The organism is Streptomyces sp. ISL-96 (assembly GCF_018614035.1).
Classification (GTDB): Bacteria; Actinomycetota; Actinomycetes; order Streptomycetales; family Streptomycetaceae; genus Streptomyces.
This window is the reverse complement of sequence record NZ_JAGGPA010000002.1, coordinates 1-19,796: the sequence shown is the minus strand read 5'-3', so window position 1 is coordinate 19,796 and position 19,796 is coordinate 1. Positions and strand designations below refer to the sequence as shown.

General features: G+C 69.3%; 17 protein-coding genes and 1 pseudogene. 11 read left to right on the top strand and 7 right to left on the bottom strand.

Features of this window, described 5'->3' with window-relative positions:
- Window positions 1–4 precede the first annotated feature (4 nt).
- The 6 genes and pseudogenes from J7E96_RS01320 to J7E96_RS01295 all read right to left on the bottom strand — a co-directional run bounded on the left by J7E96_RS01320 (window position 5) and on the right by J7E96_RS01295 (window position 5,106).
- Window positions 5–834: pseudogene (locus tag J7E96_RS01320) on the bottom strand (DUF1295 domain-containing protein).
- Window positions 834–1,277 carry a hypothetical protein gene (locus tag J7E96_RS36995; protein WP_251069251.1) on the bottom strand — a complete coding sequence of 148 codons (444 nt, stop codon included), beginning with the start codon at window positions 1,275–1,277 and terminating at the stop codon, window positions 834–836. The pseudogene J7E96_RS01320 and the gene J7E96_RS36995 overlap by 1 nt, the downstream one beginning before the upstream one ends.
- Window positions 1,274–2,569 (bottom strand): cyclopropane-fatty-acyl-phospholipid synthase family protein, encoded by a 1,296-nt coding sequence (locus J7E96_RS01310; RefSeq protein WP_215126527.1) that lies wholly within the window; start codon window positions 2,567–2,569, stop codon window positions 1,274–1,276. The genes J7E96_RS36995 and J7E96_RS01310 overlap by 4 nt, the downstream gene beginning before the upstream one ends.
- Window positions 2,566–3,315, bottom strand: a complete 750-nt coding sequence (locus J7E96_RS01305) for a DUF1365 domain-containing protein (protein ID WP_215126780.1) — start codon at window positions 3,313–3,315, stop codon at window positions 2,566–2,568. Before J7E96_RS01305 ends, J7E96_RS01310 begins: the two co-directional genes overlap by 4 nt.
- A gap of 5 nt (window positions 3,316–3,320) precedes the next feature.
- Entirely contained in the window at window positions 3,321–4,580 is a 1,260-nt protein-coding gene (locus J7E96_RS01300; RefSeq protein ID WP_215126525.1) for an NAD(P)/FAD-dependent oxidoreductase, read from the bottom strand.
- 52 nt (window positions 4,581–4,632) lie between these two features.
- The gene (locus J7E96_RS01295; protein ID WP_308295791.1) at window positions 4,633–5,106 is read right to left on the bottom strand and encodes an ATP-binding protein; all 474 of its coding nucleotides are present in this window, start codon (window positions 5,104–5,106) and stop codon (window positions 4,633–4,635) included.
- Between J7E96_RS01295 and J7E96_RS01290 the strand changes: the two genes are divergently transcribed.
- The 3 genes from J7E96_RS01290 (at window position 4,997) to J7E96_RS01280 (ending at window position 7,748) form a co-directional block, all read left to right on the top strand.
- Complete coding sequence (locus tag J7E96_RS01290; protein ID WP_215126521.1) at window positions 4,997–5,398, top strand: anti-sigma factor; 402 nt, start codon at window positions 4,997–4,999, stop codon at window positions 5,396–5,398. The two genes, J7E96_RS01295 and J7E96_RS01290, sit on opposite strands and share 110 nt — an antisense overlap.
- A 475-nt stretch (window positions 5,399–5,873) precedes the next feature.
- The gene (locus J7E96_RS01285) at window positions 5,874–7,139 is read left to right on the top strand and encodes a hypothetical protein (protein WP_215126519.1); all 1,266 of its coding nucleotides are present in this window, start codon (window positions 5,874–5,876) and stop codon (window positions 7,137–7,139) included.
- Between the two features lie 114 nt (window positions 7,140–7,253).
- Complete coding sequence (locus J7E96_RS01280) at window positions 7,254–7,748, top strand: hypothetical protein (protein WP_215126517.1); 495 nt, start codon at window positions 7,254–7,256, stop codon at window positions 7,746–7,748.
- Between the two features lie 35 nt (window positions 7,749–7,783).
- Here J7E96_RS01280 and J7E96_RS01275 read toward each other — a convergent pair whose 3' ends face one another.
- The gene (locus tag J7E96_RS01275) at window positions 7,784–8,125 is read right to left on the bottom strand and encodes a hypothetical protein (RefSeq protein ID WP_215126515.1); all 342 of its coding nucleotides are present in this window, start codon (window positions 8,123–8,125) and stop codon (window positions 7,784–7,786) included.
- A gap of 799 nt (window positions 8,126–8,924) precedes the next feature.
- On the opposite strand from J7E96_RS01275, the gene J7E96_RS01270 reads away from it, so the two are divergent.
- The 8 genes from J7E96_RS01270 to J7E96_RS01235 all read left to right on the top strand — a co-directional run bounded on the left by J7E96_RS01270 (window position 8,925) and on the right by J7E96_RS01235 (window position 19,204).
- A complete protein-coding gene (locus J7E96_RS01270; RefSeq protein WP_215126513.1) occupies window positions 8,925–10,595 on the top strand; it encodes a DUF4331 domain-containing protein in 1,671 nt (556 codons plus the stop codon).
- Window positions 10,592–11,287, top strand: coding sequence for a class F sortase (locus J7E96_RS01265; RefSeq protein WP_215126511.1), 696 nt, complete (start codon window positions 10,592–10,594; stop codon window positions 11,285–11,287). The genes J7E96_RS01270 and J7E96_RS01265 overlap by 4 nt, the downstream gene beginning before the upstream one ends.
- A 37-nt stretch (window positions 11,288–11,324) precedes the next feature.
- Complete coding sequence (locus tag J7E96_RS01260) at window positions 11,325–12,683, top strand: lipopolysaccharide assembly protein LapB (RefSeq protein WP_215126510.1); 1,359 nt, start codon at window positions 11,325–11,327, stop codon at window positions 12,681–12,683.
- A 280-nt stretch (window positions 12,684–12,963) separates the two neighbouring features.
- Window positions 12,964–13,440: a redoxin domain-containing protein gene (locus J7E96_RS01255; RefSeq protein WP_308295790.1), complete on the top strand. Its 477-nt coding sequence runs from the start codon at window positions 12,964–12,966 to the stop codon at window positions 13,438–13,440.
- Between the two features lie 427 nt (window positions 13,441–13,867).
- Window positions 13,868–15,424, top strand: coding sequence for a DUF4331 domain-containing protein (locus J7E96_RS01250; protein WP_215126778.1), 1,557 nt, complete (start codon window positions 13,868–13,870; stop codon window positions 15,422–15,424).
- A 99-nt stretch (window positions 15,425–15,523) separates the two neighbouring features.
- Entirely contained in the window at window positions 15,524–16,888 is a 1,365-nt protein-coding gene (locus J7E96_RS01245) for a tetratricopeptide repeat protein (protein WP_215126506.1), read from the top strand.
- A complete protein-coding gene (locus J7E96_RS01240; RefSeq protein ID WP_215126504.1) occupies window positions 16,885–18,519 on the top strand; it encodes a nickel/cobalt transporter in 1,635 nt (544 codons plus the stop codon). The genes J7E96_RS01245 and J7E96_RS01240 overlap by 4 nt, the downstream gene beginning before the upstream one ends.
- A 472-nt stretch (window positions 18,520–18,991) precedes the next feature.
- Window positions 18,992–19,204 carry a hypothetical protein gene (locus tag J7E96_RS01235; RefSeq protein WP_215126502.1) on the top strand — a complete coding sequence of 71 codons (213 nt, stop codon included), beginning with the start codon at window positions 18,992–18,994 and terminating at the stop codon, window positions 19,202–19,204.
- Window positions 19,205–19,796 lie beyond the last annotated feature (592 nt).

Sequence of the window (19,796 nt, the reverse complement as noted above, 5' to 3'; positions counted from 1 at the left end):
GGCTTCATCGTGCGCCTCGCTGTTTGTGATGGGCACAGTGGCGCGGAGGGCGAGGAAAGAATCCGCTGGTACGTGCGGCGTAGGCGGCGTAGGTCGAGCGGTCGGCCATGTGCTTCTCCAGAAGCCTTTTGCCGCTGCCCTGGGTCAGCAGGAGGGTCATCACCATGGGGAGACGAGCGAGATGGCCGCGGCCTGCCAGTTGCCGCAGGCCATGAGGAACAGGCCCCACCAGACGAGGAAGTCGCCGAAGTAGTTCGGGTGTCGTGTCCAGCTCCACAAGCCCCGGTCCATGATGCGTCCGCGATGAGCGGGGTCGGCCTTGAAGCGGGCCAGCTGGTAGTCGCCGACCGCTTCGAAGCCGAGGCCGACCGCCCACACCACCGCGCCCAGCACGGTCAGTGCTCCGGCAGGCTCCGGCGCGTACTGTGCCGCCTGGACAGGCAGGGAGATCAGCCAGACCAGTGCGGCCTGGAGCAGGTACACCTTTCGAAAGGCGTACAAGGTGCGGTTGCCGGGGGCCTTGCCCAGCATGCGGTCGTAGCGCGGGTCCTCACCGTGTCCGTGTCCGCGCCACGCGATGTGGGCGGCCAGCCGCACACCCCACATGGCGGTCGCCCCGGTGATCAGCAGCCGTCTCGTGTCGTCACCGTGGTCCGCGGACATGGCGTACGAGACGACGGCCACCGCGGTGAAGGCGAGGCCCCAGGCCACGTCCACGAGCCGGTGTGTTCCCTTGACTGCGGCCACGGCGAAGGCGAGGAGCATGACCGCGAGCGCGGCACCGGCGGCGGGCGCCAGGTTGGCGGCGAGGGCCGCCCACGGGTACCCGCTCATCACGATGCCTCCGGCCCGTACTCGTCGTACCCGCAGGCGAGCATCCCCGCGTCACCGTTGCGCGTGGGGCGGACCGCGAGAATCTGGTCGACGCCCATGCGCCGTTCGGTGAACGCCAGGCCGCTGCCCACGAGGTACAGACGCCAGACCCACGCGGTCGGCTCGCCGACCATGGCCAAGTCGCGCACCTGTTGCCACACCGCGCTCAGTCCGGCCGCCAGTTCCCCTGTCACGTCGATCTCCCCGGCGCTGTATGCCTCGGCGAGCCCGAGTTCGTCCGGCCGCCACAGCAGCCGGCGCAGGGCCGGGCGGGAGCGGAGGACGACCAGGGGGCCTCCCGGCGGACCTGCCTCGCTGCCGTCCCAGGCCCTCAGCCGTACCGGAACGGGGCCGGGAATGCAGCGCCCGAGGAGCGGGAGAAGACGGTCGGCGACGGACGTCATCGCGCTTCTCCTTGCGTCGTCGTGCTTTCGGTCAACAGCAGTTGCCGTACGTCGAGATAGCGGGCACGGAATCCGGCCTCGGAGTACGCCAGGTACAGCTCCCACATGCGGCGGAAGACGGCGTCGAAGCCCAGGGCTTCCACGCTCGCGGCCTCCTGGTGGAAGCGCTCGCGCCACAGTCGCAGCGTTTCCGCGTAGTGCTCGCCGTAGCCGTGGTCCGCGGCGACGCACAGCCCCGCCCGCGCCGACTCCCCGCGGATGGCCGTCATCGAGGGGATGAGCCCGCCGGGGAAGATGTACTTGCTGATCCACGTGTGGGTGCGGGCGGTGGTCAGCATCCGCTCGTGGGGCATCGTGATCGTCTGCAGTGCTATCCGTCCGCCGGGGGCGAGGCGCTCGCGCAGGGTCGCGAAGTAGACGGGCCAGTAGTCGGCTCCGACCGCCTCGACCATCTCCACGCTCACCACCGCGTCGTAGGTGCCCTGGACATGGCGGTAGTCGCACAGGTCCACGGTCACCCGGTCGGCCACCCCCGCCTCCCGCAGACGGTGCTGGGCCAGGCGTCGCTGTTCGGCGGAGAGCGTCACCGTCGTCACCTGCGCGCCGCGCTCGGCGGCCCGCAGCGCGAGTTCGCCCCACCCTGTGCCGATCTCCAGCAGGCGGGTCCCCGGGCCGACGCCTGCCAGGTCGAGCAGTCGGTCGATCTTGCGGTGCTGGGCCTCAGCGAATGTGGCGCCGGTCGCCGGGAGGGTGGAGAAGACAGCTGAGGAGTACGACATCGTCGGGTCGAGGAAGAGGGCGAACAGGTCGTTCGACAGGTCGTAGTGGCGGCGGATGTTGTCGCGGGCCCCGGCGAGTGTGTTGCTCTGGGCGTCTGGGCGGCGCCGCGCCCACAGCCCGCGCAGCCGCCTCAGGGATTTGGGCGCCAGCTCGTCCACGTGGGCGGCGAGCACCGTCAGGACGTCGACGAGCTCGTCCGCGGTCCACTCCCCCGCCATGTACGACTCACCGAACCCGATCAGCCCGTCGGCGCCGATGCGCCGGAAGAACGCCTCTGGGTCCCGAACGTGCAGCAGTGGCCCGCTTCCCGGTCCTGCGGGCTCCTCTCCCACTTGCACCCGCAGGGGCAGCCGCTTGAAGGCGCCTTGCAGGATCAGGCGGGTGATGGCGGTCCGCGCATGTGAGCCGCGCGGCAGGCGGGTGACGTCCGGCCATACGTTGTCGCCGGTCGTCGATGTCCGCTGCGGTGGCAGAAGAGTGCGGTCGGTGTCGCGCGTGGTCGGAGCTGTCACTTCATGCCTTCTTGCGTCCGGTGAGGGGGGCGGGGCTGTACGGGGAGTCCGCGCAGGAGCAGGTGTACGCCGTGCCGGCGGATGCCGGCGAAGACGGCGGCCGTGGACCAGGGGCGGCGCAGCGATGCCCCGAGCAGCCGCCGGGCGGTGGCCGGCCGGTGTGTTCCTCGGACGGTGGCGGTGAACGGGCTCCCTTCACCGCGCCGGAGTTGGACGGTGAGGTCCAGCTGCCTGCTGGGGACGGGCAGGCGCATGCGGTAGGTGCCGTCGACGGGGAAGAACGGCGAGACGTAGAAGTCCTTCGCCACCTCGGCCCTGCCGCCTTCGTCGGTCCGCAGCAGGTAGCAGTGACGCTGCCCGTAGGTGTTGTGCACTTCGGTCACCACGCAGACGAGAGCGCCGGTGCGGTCGTGGCACCAGTAGACAGTGATCGGGTTGAAGACGTAGCCGAGGACCCGGGCGTGCGCGAGCATCAAGACTTGGCCACCGTCCAGGCGCACGCCTTCGTCGGCCAGGTATGTGTTGAGCCCGTCGCGGATGGAGGGGGCCGTCCCCCCGAAGTGGTCGCGCGGATCGAAGCGGGCGAGCGGGCGAAGTGGGCGGGGCAGCACGGGTATCCGGTCCAGGTCCACCAGCCACATGTAGGTGCGGTGGCGGAAGCTGTGGCGCATGGGCGTGGTACGAGCATGGGAAATGACGCAGTCGTAGAGCGCCGGTGCCGATGCCCGAACCGTTACGCCGGCCATGGCGGTCACCACCGCACCCCCAGGGCGGCTGCCGCTTCGACGCCCGAGCGACAGCCGTCTTCGTGGAACCCCCACCCGTGGTACGCCCCGGCGAACGCGGTCACGTCCGTGTTCAGCTGCGGCAGGTTCTGCTGCGCGGTGACGGACTCGGGCGTGAAGACCGGGTGTTCGTACACCATGCGGGCCAGCACCTTCGACGGGTTCACCCGTCCGTCGCCGTTGAGGGTGACGACATGGTCGTTACCGGCTCCCAGGCGCTGCAGGCGGTTCATGTCGTAGCTGACCTGCACCGCGTCGGCCGGCGCATCACAGGACGGCATGAAGTAGTTCCACGAGGCCCGCGCCTTGGAGGAGCGGGGCAGCAGTGTGGTGTCGGTGTGCAGGACCGTCGGGTTACGGGAGTAACGGAACGCTCCGAGCAGCCGCTGCTCGTCCTCGGTGGCATCGCTGAGGAGGCGCAGTGCCTGATCGGGGTGCACCGCGATCACGACTGCCGCGTAGTCCTGGGTGTCGCCGTCGTCGGGCGTCACCCTTGCGCGGTCGGCGAAGCGCTGCACGCCTCGTACGGGGGCTCCTGTGCGCACGGTGGTGAGCTGTTTCGCGATCCGGTCCACGTATTCCACCGACCCGCCGGTCACCGTCTTCCACTGCGGGGAGCCCTTGACGGAGAGAAGGCCGTGATGTTCCAGGAAACGGAACAAGTACCGGGCGGGGTACCGCATGGCGGTCTCGGGCGCGCACGACCAGACCGCTGACACCAGCGGTATGACGAAGTGGGCGACGAAGTAGGCAGAGTAGGCACCGTCGTCGAGGAACCGGCGCAAGGTGTACGCCGGTCCGCTGCCGGAGGCGAGAACACGGCGGGCCGCCCGGTGGAACACGGGCACCTGCCCGAGCAGCCGCAGGTAGCTGCCGCGCACCGCGTTGCGTCCGGCGAACAGGCCCGCCGGCCCGCGTGCTCCCGCGTACTCGAGTCCGCAGCCCTGACAGCGCACCGACATGCTCATCTCGGAGTCCTGGGTGGTGACCCCGAGCTCGTCGAACAGCCGGAGCAACAAGGGGTAGGTGCGCTCGTTGTGCACGATGAACCCGCTGTCGACACGGAGCGGACGGCCGTCGCCCGTGGTCAGCTCGTGCGTGTGCGCGTGACCACCGAGCCTCGTGTCCGCCTCGTACAAGGTGACGTCACAGCTCTGCTGGAGTACGTACGCCGCGGTCAGGCCCGCCACTCCTCCACCCACCACTGCTATGTTCCGTCGCTGCATGGTCCTCCGCCGTTCGTTTCCACCGGCCGTCGCGTCCCTTCCTGCGACCCGGTCAGCACCTATTCGCAGCACCGGGCCGATCGGATTGGTCCCGGTGCGGAATCGCTGCCGTGGGCCTGTCAGCCGCCTGCGACAGGGCGGCCGAGCTGCCGGGCTTGACGTCCAGTTCGGCCCACACCGTGTGCCCGGAGTCGGAGCGGTCGTCGCCCCAGCGAGAAGCAAGCGTGTCCACGATGAACAGCCCGCGCCCGCCGCTCGTCAAAGAGCCCGAAGGGTGGCGCCAGTGGGCGCGTACCCGGCCTACGTTGATACCCGCCCCGGCGTCGGCGACCTCCAGCCGCACGTACCGCCGGCCGCCCTCCTCGAGCACCAGCCACATGCGCACACCCCACGGCGGAGTACCGTGACGGACAGCATTGGACAGCAGCTCCGTCACGACCAGCAGCGCCTCGTCGACGACACTTTCCAGGTCCCAGAACGCCAGATACCGCCTGATCACAGCCCGGGCGCCGGAAGCCGATGCCACAGACTCACTACGGTCGGACCGGAACGGGGACACGACGACTCTCATACTCCTTATTCGTCACCGGCACGTCCGCGGATGGGTCCGGCCCACGGGCCCGCCGGCACCAAATCAACTGTGGTTCGACGACGACGGCCGCACGATGAGACCGGCCGGTCTCATCGGACACGATGGTGCTGTGGTGATGGAGGGAGACATGGGAAAGGCCACCGGCATGGGCATCACGGCAGAACCCACCGGCGGCTCGCCCCAGCCCACCACTGCACCCCTGGCACTCATGACACTCCCCGCTTGATACATCAGGAAGATGGTGCCGCCAAGCTCAGGCCCAGCGTGGTTGTGACCAAAGGTGTGGCTGCGAGCGCTTGGCCGAAGCCGGCGACCGCCAAGAGGTCAGCGGGCCCCCAGCACCAGCAGGCCGGGGGATGGTCTTCCGCGAGCTGGCGGCCTGAGAGGACGCGGGCTTTCCCACCCGTCGGCCCCCGGTCGACCGGCGCAGAGCCGGTGTGCCCCCTGAGGACCCAGACGCGAGAACCGTCGACGCGTCGTCCAGCTCAGCAAACGCGCCGCGTGCGGGTGCTGCCCCCGATCTCTGCGAGAGCCCGCCGAGGGCACGACGGTATGGGCTTGTTGTCCGCGGGGTACAGATACGGCTGCCGCGGTGAGGCGGATGGCCGGTGGCCGAGTGCTCTGGCGGAGGGGTGGTGTCGAAGGTGGACGCTGAGCGGGGGCTTCTGGTCTTGATGGGCTCGGGCGAGACCAGTCCTACGATGGTGACTTTGCACCGGGAGTTGGTCGCACACCTCCCGCCTGAGCCGGGTGCGGTGATCCTGGAGGCCCCGTACGGGTTCCAGGTGAACCGTGATGACATTTCCTCGCGTGCCCGGGACTACTTCCGGCGCAGTGTGGGGCTCACCGCGGTGGTTGCCCCGGATGCGGATGCCGGTGCCCAGGCGGGGAGCGACGCGGACGGGGTGCGCGATCAGGTGCGCAGGGCGGCCTGGGTGTTCTCCGGCCCTGGCAGCCCTTCTTACGCTCTGCGCCGCTGGCGTGCGCAGGGTCTGGGGGAGATTCTGCGCGAGCGTGTACGGCGCGGGCACGGGGTGACGGTGATGGCGTCCGCGGCAGCGTGCACCGTCGGGTTCGCCGCGCTGCCTGTCTACGAGGTCTACAAGGCCGGGCACCCGGCGGTGTGGCTGGAGGGTCTGGACCTGCTGGGGGCGCTCGGTGTGCCGGTTGCGGTCATCCCGCATTACGACAACGCCGAGGGCGGAACGCACGACACCCGTTTCTGCTACCTCGGCGAATCCCGCCTGGCCGCCCTGGAGCAGGACCTGCCCGAGGACAGCGCCGTGCTCGGCATTGATGAGCACACCGCGGTCATCATCGACCTCGAAGCCTCCCTGGCGAGGGTCTGGGGGCGCGGTGCGATGACCGTTCGGCGCCGCGGTGCAAACTGCCTGGTCCCGGCGGGTTCCGTCCTGCCCCTGGAGCAACTGCGCGACCTGGTCGTCGGCAAGACGGTGGGTCAAGTCCCCGCGCCCAGAGCAACGCTCGCCGGTCGGGGCACCGACGCGTCTGCCGCGCGCGGGCCGGCGACGCTCCAGGAGGCGGTCACCGCGTCGGAATCGCGTTTCGACGCGGCCCGGGCGGCGCAGGACGCCGAGGGCATGGTCGAAGCGATTCTCGAACTGGAGGCCGTGATCGCGGCGTGGAGCGCCGATATGGAGGAAGACCAGGGCGGGGAATGGGCCCGCACCGTCTTGCGCGGGATGATCCGCCAGCTCACCCAGCCGGCTCAACAGGGCATGCTGGAACCCGAACACACCCTCGGCCGCATCCTCGACCCCTTACTGAGCATGCGTCGGCATCTGCGCAGCGAAGGCGCGTACGAACTGGCTGACCAGCTACGCGAGATCCTCGCCGCCGGTGGGGTCGAGATACGGGACACCGCCGAAGCCAGCCTGTGGCAGCTCCTGCAGGGTGACGCCGCGGTTCCCCCCGGCTCCGGCCGTCCTGTGCCGCCACGAGAGTAGCCGGAACCAGCCCTTACATCCCTTTTGATGCAGTTGCGCACGATGTGCAATAGGGTCGACCTGGGGCTCTCGCGAAGGACAGGGCCCGGTCGTCGACCCAGGAGCCGCGACGCGATGACGCCCTTCCCTCACGACTCACCGCCGCCCGTCCTGGTCGAAGCGCTGCTCCTGCGACACGATCCGGCCGAGGGCTTCGCTTATCGTCGGCTGATCACGGCCCTGCGCTACCGACCGGACCCCGACCAGACCGTACGTCGCCTCGCGCTCCTCGACGAGGGCGACGACCGGCACATCGTGCACTCCACCAGCTGGCGGGCCACCCATGACGGACACATCGTCCTGACCTATCTCGTCCACCCGGACCCTGATCCACGCCGGCCGGGTACCACTCTGCCCGACCCGCACGACATCGCCTGCTCACCCCGCCCCGGCCATCCGGCACCAACCGATCTCTCGCTGGACCAGGTAGCTGCGCACGCGGTCAGGCATCTCGCGTTCCTCGGGCGCACCGATCCCGCAATCGCCGCCCACCTGGAGCCCCGGCCCCATTTGCGGCACGCACTCGATACCGTCCCCGGGGTCCCCGCCGGTCAGCTCCAACCCCTGTGACTGGCGCGGCGGTGCGGGGATCTGCGCCCGCGGGTTCAGGGGACCAGTGTGTCGGGTCCGGGTGTGCGGCGTCCTTCGCCGCCGAGCTGGGCGTAGAGATCCATCCAGCGGCGGTCGGCGCTGGTCGGGTCTTCACCGTCACAGAAGGGTTTGCTTCCGTGTGCCGTGTAGTAGCGCATCATCTCCAGGACGGATCCAGTGTCGGCGCGGGAGCCCGCCGTGTAGCGGGGGCCGGGGTCCGTCGTCTGATGGACCCGACAACTGGGGGACGGCGTTGCCGTTTGTGTGTCCAGGGACCCGTTGGGCGACGGGGCGCAGCCACTCACGGCGAGCGCGGCCAGCAGGGCCGCGCTGAAGATGATCCGGCGGTATGTCATGAGGACTCCAAGGGGCAGAACGGGCAGAAGACTGCGGGCCGTCAGACCGAGGCCGGCATGGAGGAAAACGCAGGGCTTCCAGCGATGCCGGGCGGCCGGCGCCCACGCGGCCCCGCCGACGACGAGGGGCTGCCGACGACGAGGGGCTGCCGAGACGGGCACGCCAGCCAATAGCCGGGCCGTCTCGGTGACCGCAGGCCGCCACCCCCACCAGGCCGAAGCGAGGAGCCGGTGTACTGGTTGCTGGAGAGGTCACCGGGAGGACGAGGTCGGGCGGTCGGGTGCGGCCGCCTCGTACCGCCACACCATAAAGGCGGGCACCACTGCCGGGCGCCATGAGAGACCGCAGCGTGTTACGTGTTCGCGGGCGCGTCCGAGCCAGTAGGGCATCCTTATCGCTTCCGGTGAGAGGGCGCAGAGAAATGCAGGTTCTCGTACGCCCGAGAGCTGACGGGCGGACGGTTACGTCCAGGGCCGCGAGCACACTCGTACCCGATCGCGGTGAGTGCGCGCCGTCGACCAGGACCCGCGACCCGCATGGCTCATCGCGACATCGGGCGCTCACGAGGCTTTGACCCCTTATGCCTCATTCGGCTCAAGCGTCTTTGCGGGCACGTCCCTCGCGTGGTGCCCTGTAAAGAGCCCAAACGTCATATTTTGCGACTTTCGCCGTACAGGTTTCACCGCGCAGGGCGAGACCGGGCGTAGGCCCCTATATGGCGCTTCGAGCGTCCGCATTCTCAGCCGCCCCGCCTCCAGCTCGTGGAGGGCCGCGGCTCTCACCGGAAACGGATGGCCCATGGAGTCCTCCCGCCTGTCCCGACGAAAGCACCCGGCCCGCCGGGCCGAACGCACTCTCGCCACTGTCGGCACCCTGTCCCTGGTGACCGCAGCCGCCCTCACCGGCCTCACGCCCTCCACCGGCTCTGCCTCCAGCCACCGTGAGGCACCGCTGATCGCGGGTGACCCGAAGGCCGACAACACAGACGTCTATGCCTTCACCAGCCCCGACAAACCCGATACGGTCACCTTGGTGGCGAACTGGATCCCGTTCGAGGAGCCCAACGGAGGCCCGAACTTCTACCCCTTCGCCAACGACGCCCGCTACACCATCAAGATCGACGGCGACGGCGACGGTAAGCCCGACACCACGTACACCTGGAAGTTCACCGACCGCATCCGCGACGACGCGAATCAGTTCCTGTACAACACGGGCGTCGTCAAGACCCTGGACGACCAGACGCTGAACTTCCGCCAGACGTACGACCTCACCGTCACCGATGCCGCCGGCAACACCAAGACCCTGCTCAAGGACGCCCCGGCGGCCCCGTCGAACGTGGGCAAGGCGTCGATGCCGGACTACGCCTCGCTGCGCAAGCAGGCCGTCGTACCGCTGCCGAACGGCGGTCAGACGTTCGCGGGGCAGGCGTCCGACCCGTTCTTCCTGGACCTGCGGGTCTTCGATCTCCTCTACGGAGGCGATCTCTCGGAGACCGGCCACAACACCCTCGCCGGGTACAACGTCAACACCATCGCCATCCAGGTGCCCAAGAAGGACGTCGCACTCAAGGGCGACGCCACCCGCAACCCCGTGATCGGCGTGTGGTCCACCACCGACCGCCAGGGGACAGCCGTCACCGGCGCGGGCGGCAAGGGCAGCGAGAACGCCCCGGCCCAGGACGCCAAGGGAACGGATCAGGGCGCACCCGACAAGGGCGGCGAAGGTGGCTGGCGTCAGGTCTCGCGCCTCGGCAACCCGCTGGTCAACGAGGTCGTCGTACCCCTGAAGTACAAGGACGCGTTCAACGCGCTCACCCCGGACAAGGACAACACGGTCACCCCGGTCGTGGACAAGGTCAAGGACCCGATCGTGCCCAAGCTCGTGCAGAGCATCTACGGGGTCCCCGCACCCGCCACGCCGCGCAACGACCTGGTCGAGATCTTCCTCACCGGCATCTGCAAGGAGTGCGGGCCCATCAAGGCGGACCTGAACTCGCAGAAGCTCAACGCCGATGCCGACAAGGCCAAGTTCGTACCGGCCGAAGAGCTGCGGCTGAACATGTCCATCCCGCCCACCGCCAAGCCCAACCGCCTCGGCGTCCTCGCCAAGGACCTGGGCGGCTTCCCCAACGGCCGCCGCCTCAACGACGACGTCGTCGACATCGAACTCCAGGCTCTCGAAGGCGCCGCGCAGACCGGCAAGATCGTGCCCGCGCTGGCTGCGGGCGACCGGGTTGACGCCCCGTACCGTCAGCCGGGCGACACCTTCCCGTATGTCGCGCTGCCCAACACCGCGGCCGTCAACCAGGCCGACTCCCTGCACCCCGACGGCGGTGTCGGCGCCGGCTTCGGTGGCACCGCCTTCGGCGACGGGTTCCCCGTGGCGTCCGTCCTGGCGGTCGGCGGTGGCACCCTGCTGGCATGTGCCGGAGTTCTGGCACTGCGCCGGCGGCGTGCCGGCCAGGCATGACCGGCCCCGCCTCCACAGGTCGCCCGCCTGCCGCACGGCAGCGCGGGCGACCGCGGCGCACCCTGGCACTCACCCGCCGCGGCCGAAACGTCGCGTCCGCGGCCCTGGCCGTCGGCATATCCCTGGCCGCGGCCGGCACCACGGCGCTGATCGCGGCCCCCAGCGGGAAGCCGGCGTACGTCGACATAGGCACCCTGCCCGCCCAGCCGGACTCGGAAGACACTGCCGCCGCCACTGAATCCGCCACCCCTCCGATACGCATACGCATCGACCGCATCGCACTCGACAAGCCCCTCACCGGCTTGCGAGTGCAGCAGGACGGCCGCCTCGGCGTACCCAAGGACCCCGCCGACGTCGGCTGGTGGAGCGACGGCCCGCGACCGGGTGATGCGGGCGCGGCCGTCGTCGTCGGCCACGTCGACTCGCCCACGGGTCCCGGCGCCTTCCACGGCCTGTCCTCGTTGCGTCCGGGCGACCGGATCTCCGTACGCCGCCAGGACCGCAGCACTGTCGCGTTCACCGTCAAGGCCCTGCGGCAGTACGACAAGGACTCCCTTCCCGACAGCCAGGTCTACGCGACCACCGGCCCACCGGCCCTGCGGCTGATCACCTGCGGCGGCGCCTACGACCGCGAGCGGGGCGAGTACAGCCACAACCTCGTCGTCTACGCGACGCTCGCGGAAGGCGACTGACCAAACCCACCCACCCTTACCGGAACGGGAACTGACCATGCGCCTCCGCCGGCTCCCGCCCCTCCGGCGTTCCCTGCTGTCCGCCGCGGGCGTCACCGCCCTCGGCATGGCTCTGTTTCTCGCCGGTGGCCTCGGTCTGGCGCCCTGGCCCGCCGCGCAGAGCCCTCGCATCCAAGCGCCGGCCACTGGCCCGGCCTTCCGCGCCGACCCCATGGCGGCGGAGATCACCGCACTCCAGGAGCGCCTGCGCCGCACCCCGAAAGACCCCGTCACCCTGGGCACGCTCGGGCTGAACTACGTCCAGCAGGCGAAAACCACCGGAGACCCGACCTATTACCCGAAGGCGGAAGAGGTCCTGAGGCGCTCGCTGGCGCTGGAGCCGGCGGACAACTACACGGCGATGGGCGGCATGGCCGCACTGGAGGCGGCCCGCCACAACTTCACCCGGGCACTGGACTGGGCCAAGCGGGCCATCGCCGTCAACCCGTACAACGCCTTCCTGTACGGCACCCTCGCCGACGCGCACACCCAGCTCGGCCACTACTCCGCCGCCGCCGACGCCGTGCAGAAGATGGTCGACCTCCAACCCGGCACCCCCTCGCTGGCCCGCGCCTCCTACGCCGCCGAGCTGCGCGGCGAAACCGCCGCCGCCCGCACCGAGATGCGACGGGCCCTGAAGAGCGCCAGCACCCCGGCCGACCAGGCGTTCGCGCGCTACTACCTCAGCGAGATCGCCTTCAACAACGGAGACCCGGCCACGGCACTGACCGAGGCCGAGGCGGGCCTGCGCACCGCCCCCTCCTACACCGCCCTGCTTCAGATCAAAGCCAGGGCCCAGGCCGCCCTCGGCAAGACCGAGGAAGCCACCGCGACTCTCACCCAGGCCGTGCAGCGCCTTCCACTGCCCGAATACGTCCTGCAACTCGGCGAGCTCCACCAGTCCCTCGGCCGTCCCAAGGAAGCAGAGCAGCAGTACGAGATCTTCCGAGCCGAGCAGAAGCTCTTCGCGGACAACGGCGTCACCCTCGATTCGGACGCCGTACTCTTCGAAGCCGACCACGGAGACCCCAAGAAGGCCCTCACCATCGCCAGACAAGGCGTCGAGGGCCGCCCCTTCTTGGACTCCCACGACGCCCTGGCCTGGGCCCTGCACGTCAACGGCCAAGACGAAGAAGCCCTCGCCGCATCCGGTCGGGCCCTGGCCCTCGGCACCCGCAACGCTCTCTTCCACTACCACCGCGCGGTGATCCAGCAGGCCCTCGGAAACCACTCCGCCGCCCGCGCCGGACTCACCAAGGCCCTCGCCATCAACCCGCACTTCCATCCCCTGCACGCCCCCAGAGCACGAGCGGCTCTGACCACTCTCGAAGGCGCCGACACGGGGGCGCCGAGGTGAAGGCCGGGCCGTCCTGGCAGCGGCAGTCCCCTCGCCCGCGGACAGTCTGATCAAGTAGAACGAAGTCGCCCGGCGTCCGGCGGTGATGCCCTCTTGGCCAGGGGGGAGGGGAACGCCACAATGGGTCTCCCAGGTGTTTCGTTCCTCTCCGGACGGCGCACTCAGCAGTGAGGTCAGGCGGGGCGACCCGGTGTGGGCATGGTCAGTCCAGCGGTCCGTCCCGTGGCGCGCATCGCGGGCTTGACTCGGTATGACCCGACGGGGGTTCACATTGTCGACGGTGCCCGAAACGGGTGATCACATGGGCGATTTCGCCCTGCCGGGTGGAGTGCTCGAGGGAACCTTTTTCGCACGGCGCGATTTCCTGCTGTGCCGACAGCGTGGCGCCCCGCTTGTCCTCGTCTTTCCTCACGGCGACGAGGCCACGGGATACGGCGAGCAACTACGTTCCTACTCAGACGGCTTGGAGACCGTGCCCCTCCATGGAGCCCAGGTGTGGGGCATCAGCTCACAGTGCGTCAAAAGCAATGAACTTCTTGCCCGAAAGTACAACTTAAGGATTCCCCTGCTCTCCGACACCAGTCGAAGTGTGGCCCGGGCCTTCGGCATCACGGCGTCCGGAACCGAGCTACGACAGGCTGTCTTCCTCATCGCCCCGGATGGAACCCTGCACTGGAAGCATGTCGCCCCTCTGGGCGCGGCGCTGCCGAGCCTGACCACTCTCTGTGGACATGTGGCCGACACGCGAGGCCGCTGAGCGTTCCTTCGGCTCAACACCCCACCCGTTGTTGCATATTACTTGCAATAAGGGGTTTCGTTCTCGGGTGGGCTAACGGCCGCGCCCCGTGTCGCCGTCGGTTAATTCGCATCCCAAGAGGCGTAATAATCGGCTGTCACCTGCGGCTTTGCGCGTAGGTGCCGCGCGGGACCAGCAGTCCGATCAGGAATGCTCGCCAAATCGATGAGTTTCCATGGTTTCCTGCCGCTTGCGCACCAGATGCGTGGTGATGTGCAAGACCGGCGAGGACTCTGTCCTCGTGGAAGCCGCCCGGACACATTCTGATGTCCCGCCCGCTGGGTCCAGTCATCGCCTCTGACACGTGACGAATCCGCCCGACGCATCCCGCGCGGGTGCCGGGGCGACGGGTTCGCAGCCGAGAGGATCAGTCTTGACGTCCCTTTCCATGAGGCCCCGCAAGCGGCGCGTCCTCGACCAGTCGCTTCTCGTCCTGGGGGCCGGCGCGCTGGCCACCGGCCTGGCCGTGCTCACCCTCGGGCCGGGGACCAGTGCCGCGTCCAGCCACCGCGAGGCACCACTGATCGCGGGTGACCCGCGGGCGGACAACACGGATGTGTACGCGTTCACCAGCCCCGACCGCGCGGACACGGTGACTCTGGTCGCGAACTGGATTCCCTTCGAGGAGCCCAACGGCGGCCCGAACTTCTACGCCTTCGCGGACGACGCGCGCTACCACATCAAGATCGACAACACCGGTGACGGGCGCGCCGACGTCACGTACACCTGGCGCTTCAAGAACAAGATCCGGGACGCGGCCGACCAGTTCCTGTACAACACCGGACCGGTCACCTCGCTCAACGACCCTGACCTGAACTTCCGTCAGCTCTATGACCTGACCGTCACCGACTCACGCGGTCATACCCGAACCCTGCTGCGGGACGCACCCGTCGCCCCTTCACGCACCGGTGAGGCATCGATGCCCGCCTACGGCGCCCTGCGCGGCCAGGCGGTGCGCAACGCGCCCCGCGGAGCCAAGGCGTTCGCCGGACAGGCGGAAGACCCGTTCTTCGCGGACCTGCGGGTCTTCGACCTCCTGTACGGCGGGGACCTGAGCAAGCGCGGCCAGGACACCCTGGCCGGCTACAACGTCAACTCCGTGGCACTGCAGATCCCCAAGAGCCAGCTCGCCCTGCGCGGCAACACCTCCCGCAACCCGGTCATCGGCGTCTGGTCGACCACCGAACGACGCGGCGTCAACGTCACCGACAGCCGCGACAAGAAGACGAACACCGGCTGGCGCCAGGTCTCGCGGCTCGGCAACCCGCTGGTCAACGAGGTCGTCGTACCCCTGAAGTTCAAGGACGCCTTCAACACGATCTCCCCGGACCAGGACCGCACCGTGCAGCCGGTCGTCGACAAGGTCTACGACCCGATCCTCCCGAAGCTGATCGAGAAGGTCTACGGGATTCCGGCGCCGGCGACTCCGCGCAACGACCTCGCCGAGATCTACCTCACCGGCATCTGCAAGGCATGCGGCCCGATCAAGGCCGACCTCAACGCCCACAGCCTCAACAGGGACGCACCCCGCCGCAAGATCGTGCCGGCCGAGGAACTGCGCCTGAACATGGCCGTACCCCCGACCGATGAGCCCCAGCGCCTGGGCGTCCTCGCCGGAGACCTGGCGGGCTTCCCCAACGGCCGCCGCCTGACCGACGACGTCATCGACATCTCCCTCCAGGCCGTCGAAGGCGCCGCCCAGACCGGCGAGCTCGTCCCCGCACTCGCCGAGGGCGACAAGGTCGACACCAACGAGGTGCCCTTCGCGGGCAGGTTCCCCTACCTCGCTCTGCCGCACACCAAGAGCGTCAACAGCGGACCGCAGGGCGAGGGCATGCAGCAGACCGCGATGCACACCTCCCACGCTTCCGCGCTCGGAGCGGCGGGGGCACTCCTGCTCGGAGCGGGCGGCTACCGACTGCGCCGCCGCCCCGCCACCAGCTGACCCCCGAACAGAACGCTTCAGGCCACGCGCCTGCGGCCGGGCGGGGCTCTGTGAGCCCCGCCCGGCCGCCTGAAACGACCGAACCACCGAGGAGGCCGCGTGCCGCCGCCAGAGACGAACGCCGAACCCCGCATTCCGCGCACCGGCCGTCGCAGACGGCTGCGCAGCACGCTGGTCACGCTCGTCCTGGGCTCGGTCCTGTTCACCGTCGGTGCGGTGGGACTGGACCCGCCGCCCACTGACGACGCCCCTGACCGGCCAAGCCGTCTGGGCGGCGCTGCGGGCGAGGCATCCCTGCGGGAGCCCGTCGAAGCTCTCAGGGAGCGGTTACGACACCTGCCCAACAACCCGGTCGGCTGGGCCCATCTGGGCATGGCCTACGTCCAACAGGCCCGTACGACCGCGGACCCCACCACTTACGCGCGAGGCGAGAGCGCTCTGCGCAAGTCCCTCAAGCTTCAGCCGGCCGACAACTTCCAGGCCGAGACCGGCATGGGAGCCCTGGCCTCCGCTCGCCACGACTTCCCCAGCGCCCTCGCCTGGGCCAGGAAAGCCACAGCGACGAACCCCTCGAGCCCCGCCGCCCACGGCGTACTGGCCGACGCCTACACCCAGCTGGGACGCTACGAAGCCTCCTACAGGGCTGTTCAGCGCATGACGGACCTGCGCCCGGACGCCGCGTCCCTTGCCCGCGCCTCCTACACGTGGGAGCTGCGAGGTGACACGCGCCGAGCCCGGGAGCTGATGCGCAGGTCCCTCCAAGCAGCGTCCACCGGCCCGGAGAGGTCGTTCGCCCGCACGCACCTGGCGCTCCTGGCCCTGGAGACCGGCGATCGTGTCACCGCGTTGCGTGAAGCGAACGCCGGGCTCCGAGCCGCTCCGCGCGACCCCGCGCTCCTGGAAGCGCGGGCCCGCACCCACGCGGCCCTCGGCAAACCCCGCGAGGCTGTCGACGACTACACCACGGCCATCGCGATCGCACCGCTGCCCCAGTACCTCCTCGGCCTGGGCGAACTCCATGAGTCACTCGGCCGGCAGGAACAGGCCGAGACGCTGTACGGGCTGCTGCGCGCCCAGGACCGGCTGCGTACCGCGAGTGGGGGAACCCCGGACGTCGACGCGATCCTCTTCGAGGCGGACCACGGTGACCCGGACAAGGCCGTCGTCATGTGCAGGCACGTACTGCGCGGCAGGCCCTTCATCGCCGTACACGACGCCTGCGCCTGGGCTCTCCATCGCGCCGGCAGTGACGAACAAGCTCTGGAACACGCCGGCCAGGCCCTGGCCCTGGGCACGCGCAGCGCCCCGTTCCACTACCACCGGGCGAGGATCCATCACGCGTTGGGCGACCTGGACGCGACCCGCGAAGACCTCGACCGCGCCCTGGCCATCGACCCGCACTTCCACCCCCTGCACGCCACCGAAGCACGCACCATGCTCCGCAGAATCGACGGCACCCGATGAATCTGACCCTTCGCCGCGCCGCCTCCGGCCTCGTAACGGCCTTCCTGGTCTGCACGTCCGCGGTGGCCGCGGCTCCCGCCGCCACCGCTCACCCTCTGGGAAACTTCACGGTCAACCACTACACCGGGCTGACCCTTCACCCCGACCGGATCGAAGCCCTGGTCGTCGTCGACCGAGCCGAGATCGCCGCCGCCCAGGAGCACCCGCTCGTCGACCTAGACCACAACGGACGCATCGACACGCGGGAAGCCGGTACGTACGCCCGGCGCGCCTGTACCGAGATCGCCAACCAGCTGCTGGTGTCCGTGGGAAGCCGTCCCGCCGCCTGGCGGCCCTCCACCAGTGCCCTGACCCACCACCCCGGTGAAGCCGGACTCAAGACCAGCAGACTCCAGTGCGCACTGACCACCGGGACCGGCCTGCGGTCCGCGTCCGACATCAAGGTCCGCACCACCTACGACAGCCGGCGCATCGGCTGGCGCGAGATCACGGCCCGCGGCGAAGGCGTCCTGCTCACCGACTCCGACGTGCCCACCCGCTCCGCCACCAACGAGCTCCGCCGCTATCCGCAAGACCCGCTCGCCACGCCGCTCGACCAACGCGCGGCGACGCTACGCGTCGAACCGGGGCGCGGCAACGCCGCGTCGGCAGTCCGCGACTCCCTACCCGGGGCCGGCCCTGTCGGCGCCGCACTGAACAAAGTCTCCGGCGTTTTCGACTCGCTGGTCGGGTCCCGTGAACTCACTCTGCCCGTCGGGTTCTTGGCACTCCTGCTTGCCGTGGTCCTCGGCGCTTCCCACGCCGCCATGCCCGGTCACGGCAAGACCATCATGGCCGCCTATCTGGCGGGCCGGCGCGGCACTCCCAAAGACGCGGTCACCATCGGGGCAACCGTCACCCTCACCCACACCTCAGGCGTTCTCGTCCTCGGACTGACCCTCCCGGTCGCGACCCACCTGGCCGGGGAAACCGTCCTCACCTGGCTCGGAACGGCGAGCGGACTCATCGTCACCGCCATCGGCCTGTGGCTACTGCGCTCCGCCCTGCTCCACCGGCCCGTCCCCCACCATCACCACCATGGCCACACGCACCACCATCACGATCACGATCACGCGCACGACCACGGCGGTTCGCCCCACGAGCTGCCGGTGCAGTCCCCGGCTCGCCCCTCTCCCCACGACGCCGACGCTGTCCAGCCCTCCGGCACCGGAGCCGTGCTGACCAAGACGCACGCTCCCCACGGCCACACCCACCCCCAGCCCGGTCCGCCGATCCGGCCGCCCGCCAGATCCCGGCGCACCACACTGATCGGCATGGGCATCGCCGGAGGACTCGTACCCAGTCCCTCCGCGATCGTCGTCCTGCTCGGAGCGATCGCGCTGGGCCGCACCGCATTCGGCGTACTCCTCGTCGCCGCCTACGGCATCGGCATGGCCGGCACCCTCACCCTCGCCGGCCTTCTCCTTGTCCGGCTCGGAGACCGCATCACCACCGGCATCCGCACCGCCGAACATGCCCGCTGGGCGGCCGCACTCAAGCGACTCGCCCGCTACGGCCCCGTCGCCACCTCCAGTCTCGTGCTGCTCGTCGGTGTCGGGCTCACCATCCGCTCCGCCGTTGGCCCGTGGTGACCGGGCCCGGCCGTCTGTGCCGCCCTTGGGGTGAAATCGCACCCACCGCCTGCTGCCGTCGGCGCTCATGGAGAGACATAGGCAAGACAACACACGAGACGAAACCGGCCTGTGCGATCGCCGCCCGCCGTGCGGTCGCGCGACACTCCGTGCACGGTTGGTAGACCACCTTTTACCTGCGGGAACGACAGGCCGGCTGAAACACAGGAGTTGAACACATTTGCTGAATGAGCGACCTTTCCCCTCTTTGGCTGGTTCCGAATGAGGGGCGTGCGAATCTCCCGGTGCACACACAACTACAGCACGGGTGGGCAGAAGCGGACGATGTGCCTTGTGGACGACAGCAAGGACTTCACCTAAGCGGCAAGGACTACGGATTCAAGAGCATCATCACGGCGTATTGGGTTCCCGGGCATGTCGGCCCCTCAGGGTGCGCCAAGGACTGACGCGTCAACGCACTGGAGGTAACCCGATGGCTCACTGGTCCGTCGGTGACCGCGTCATGCCAGTAGATGAACCCGACCACCCAGAAGGCCCCGTCGGCGAAGTCGTCATGCCGACCGCCCTCGGAGAGGTCATCGTCAGCTTCCCCCTGATGGGATCCAAGGTCTACGCCCCGCACAAACTCATGGCAGCACCGTCCGAGGACATCTCTGAACAGGACCAGGCACGCCCCTCCGCGTGACGATCGCTCGATGGGAGGCGACCGGTACGCGCGGCGAACAATGCCTCGCCGCGCAGCGTGCCGTGTTGTCCACCCTGACGATCAGCAGCCGTAATCCTGGCCGCGTGCGGTGAGCGCATCGACTCCGCGACGCATGCCGCCGCACCCAGAGCCCCCGTCGGCACCAGCCGACGGGGGTTCCTCACCTCTCACGCCCTATCACACACGTATCACCAACAGAGTCGACGCTCCTAGACCACAGGGCCTTGACCTGCGCGTATACGCCTCACGTGGACCGGCTGGACCGCACAGGACGCTATTTACAACCTGTGCCATGTAGTACCGAGGGACGGTCCCAGGATCAGGACCGGGGCGTCTTCTGGCCCGTCAAAGCGGTATTGCAGGGTCTCAGCATTCGTCTCACTCACCTGCTCACGCTCCCACATCTCACTCTGTGCCCCGCCCACCGGGCCAGGATGTGATCCGGGACACCGCTGTTCGCGAGGTACGTCAAGTACGACGCGCTGCATCGTACAAGCGAGCGAGCACTCCTGAGGGCGCCTGGTCCAGGCCGGGAGGCGGCTGGGCAGTGGCCTCTAGGCCCGGACTTCGC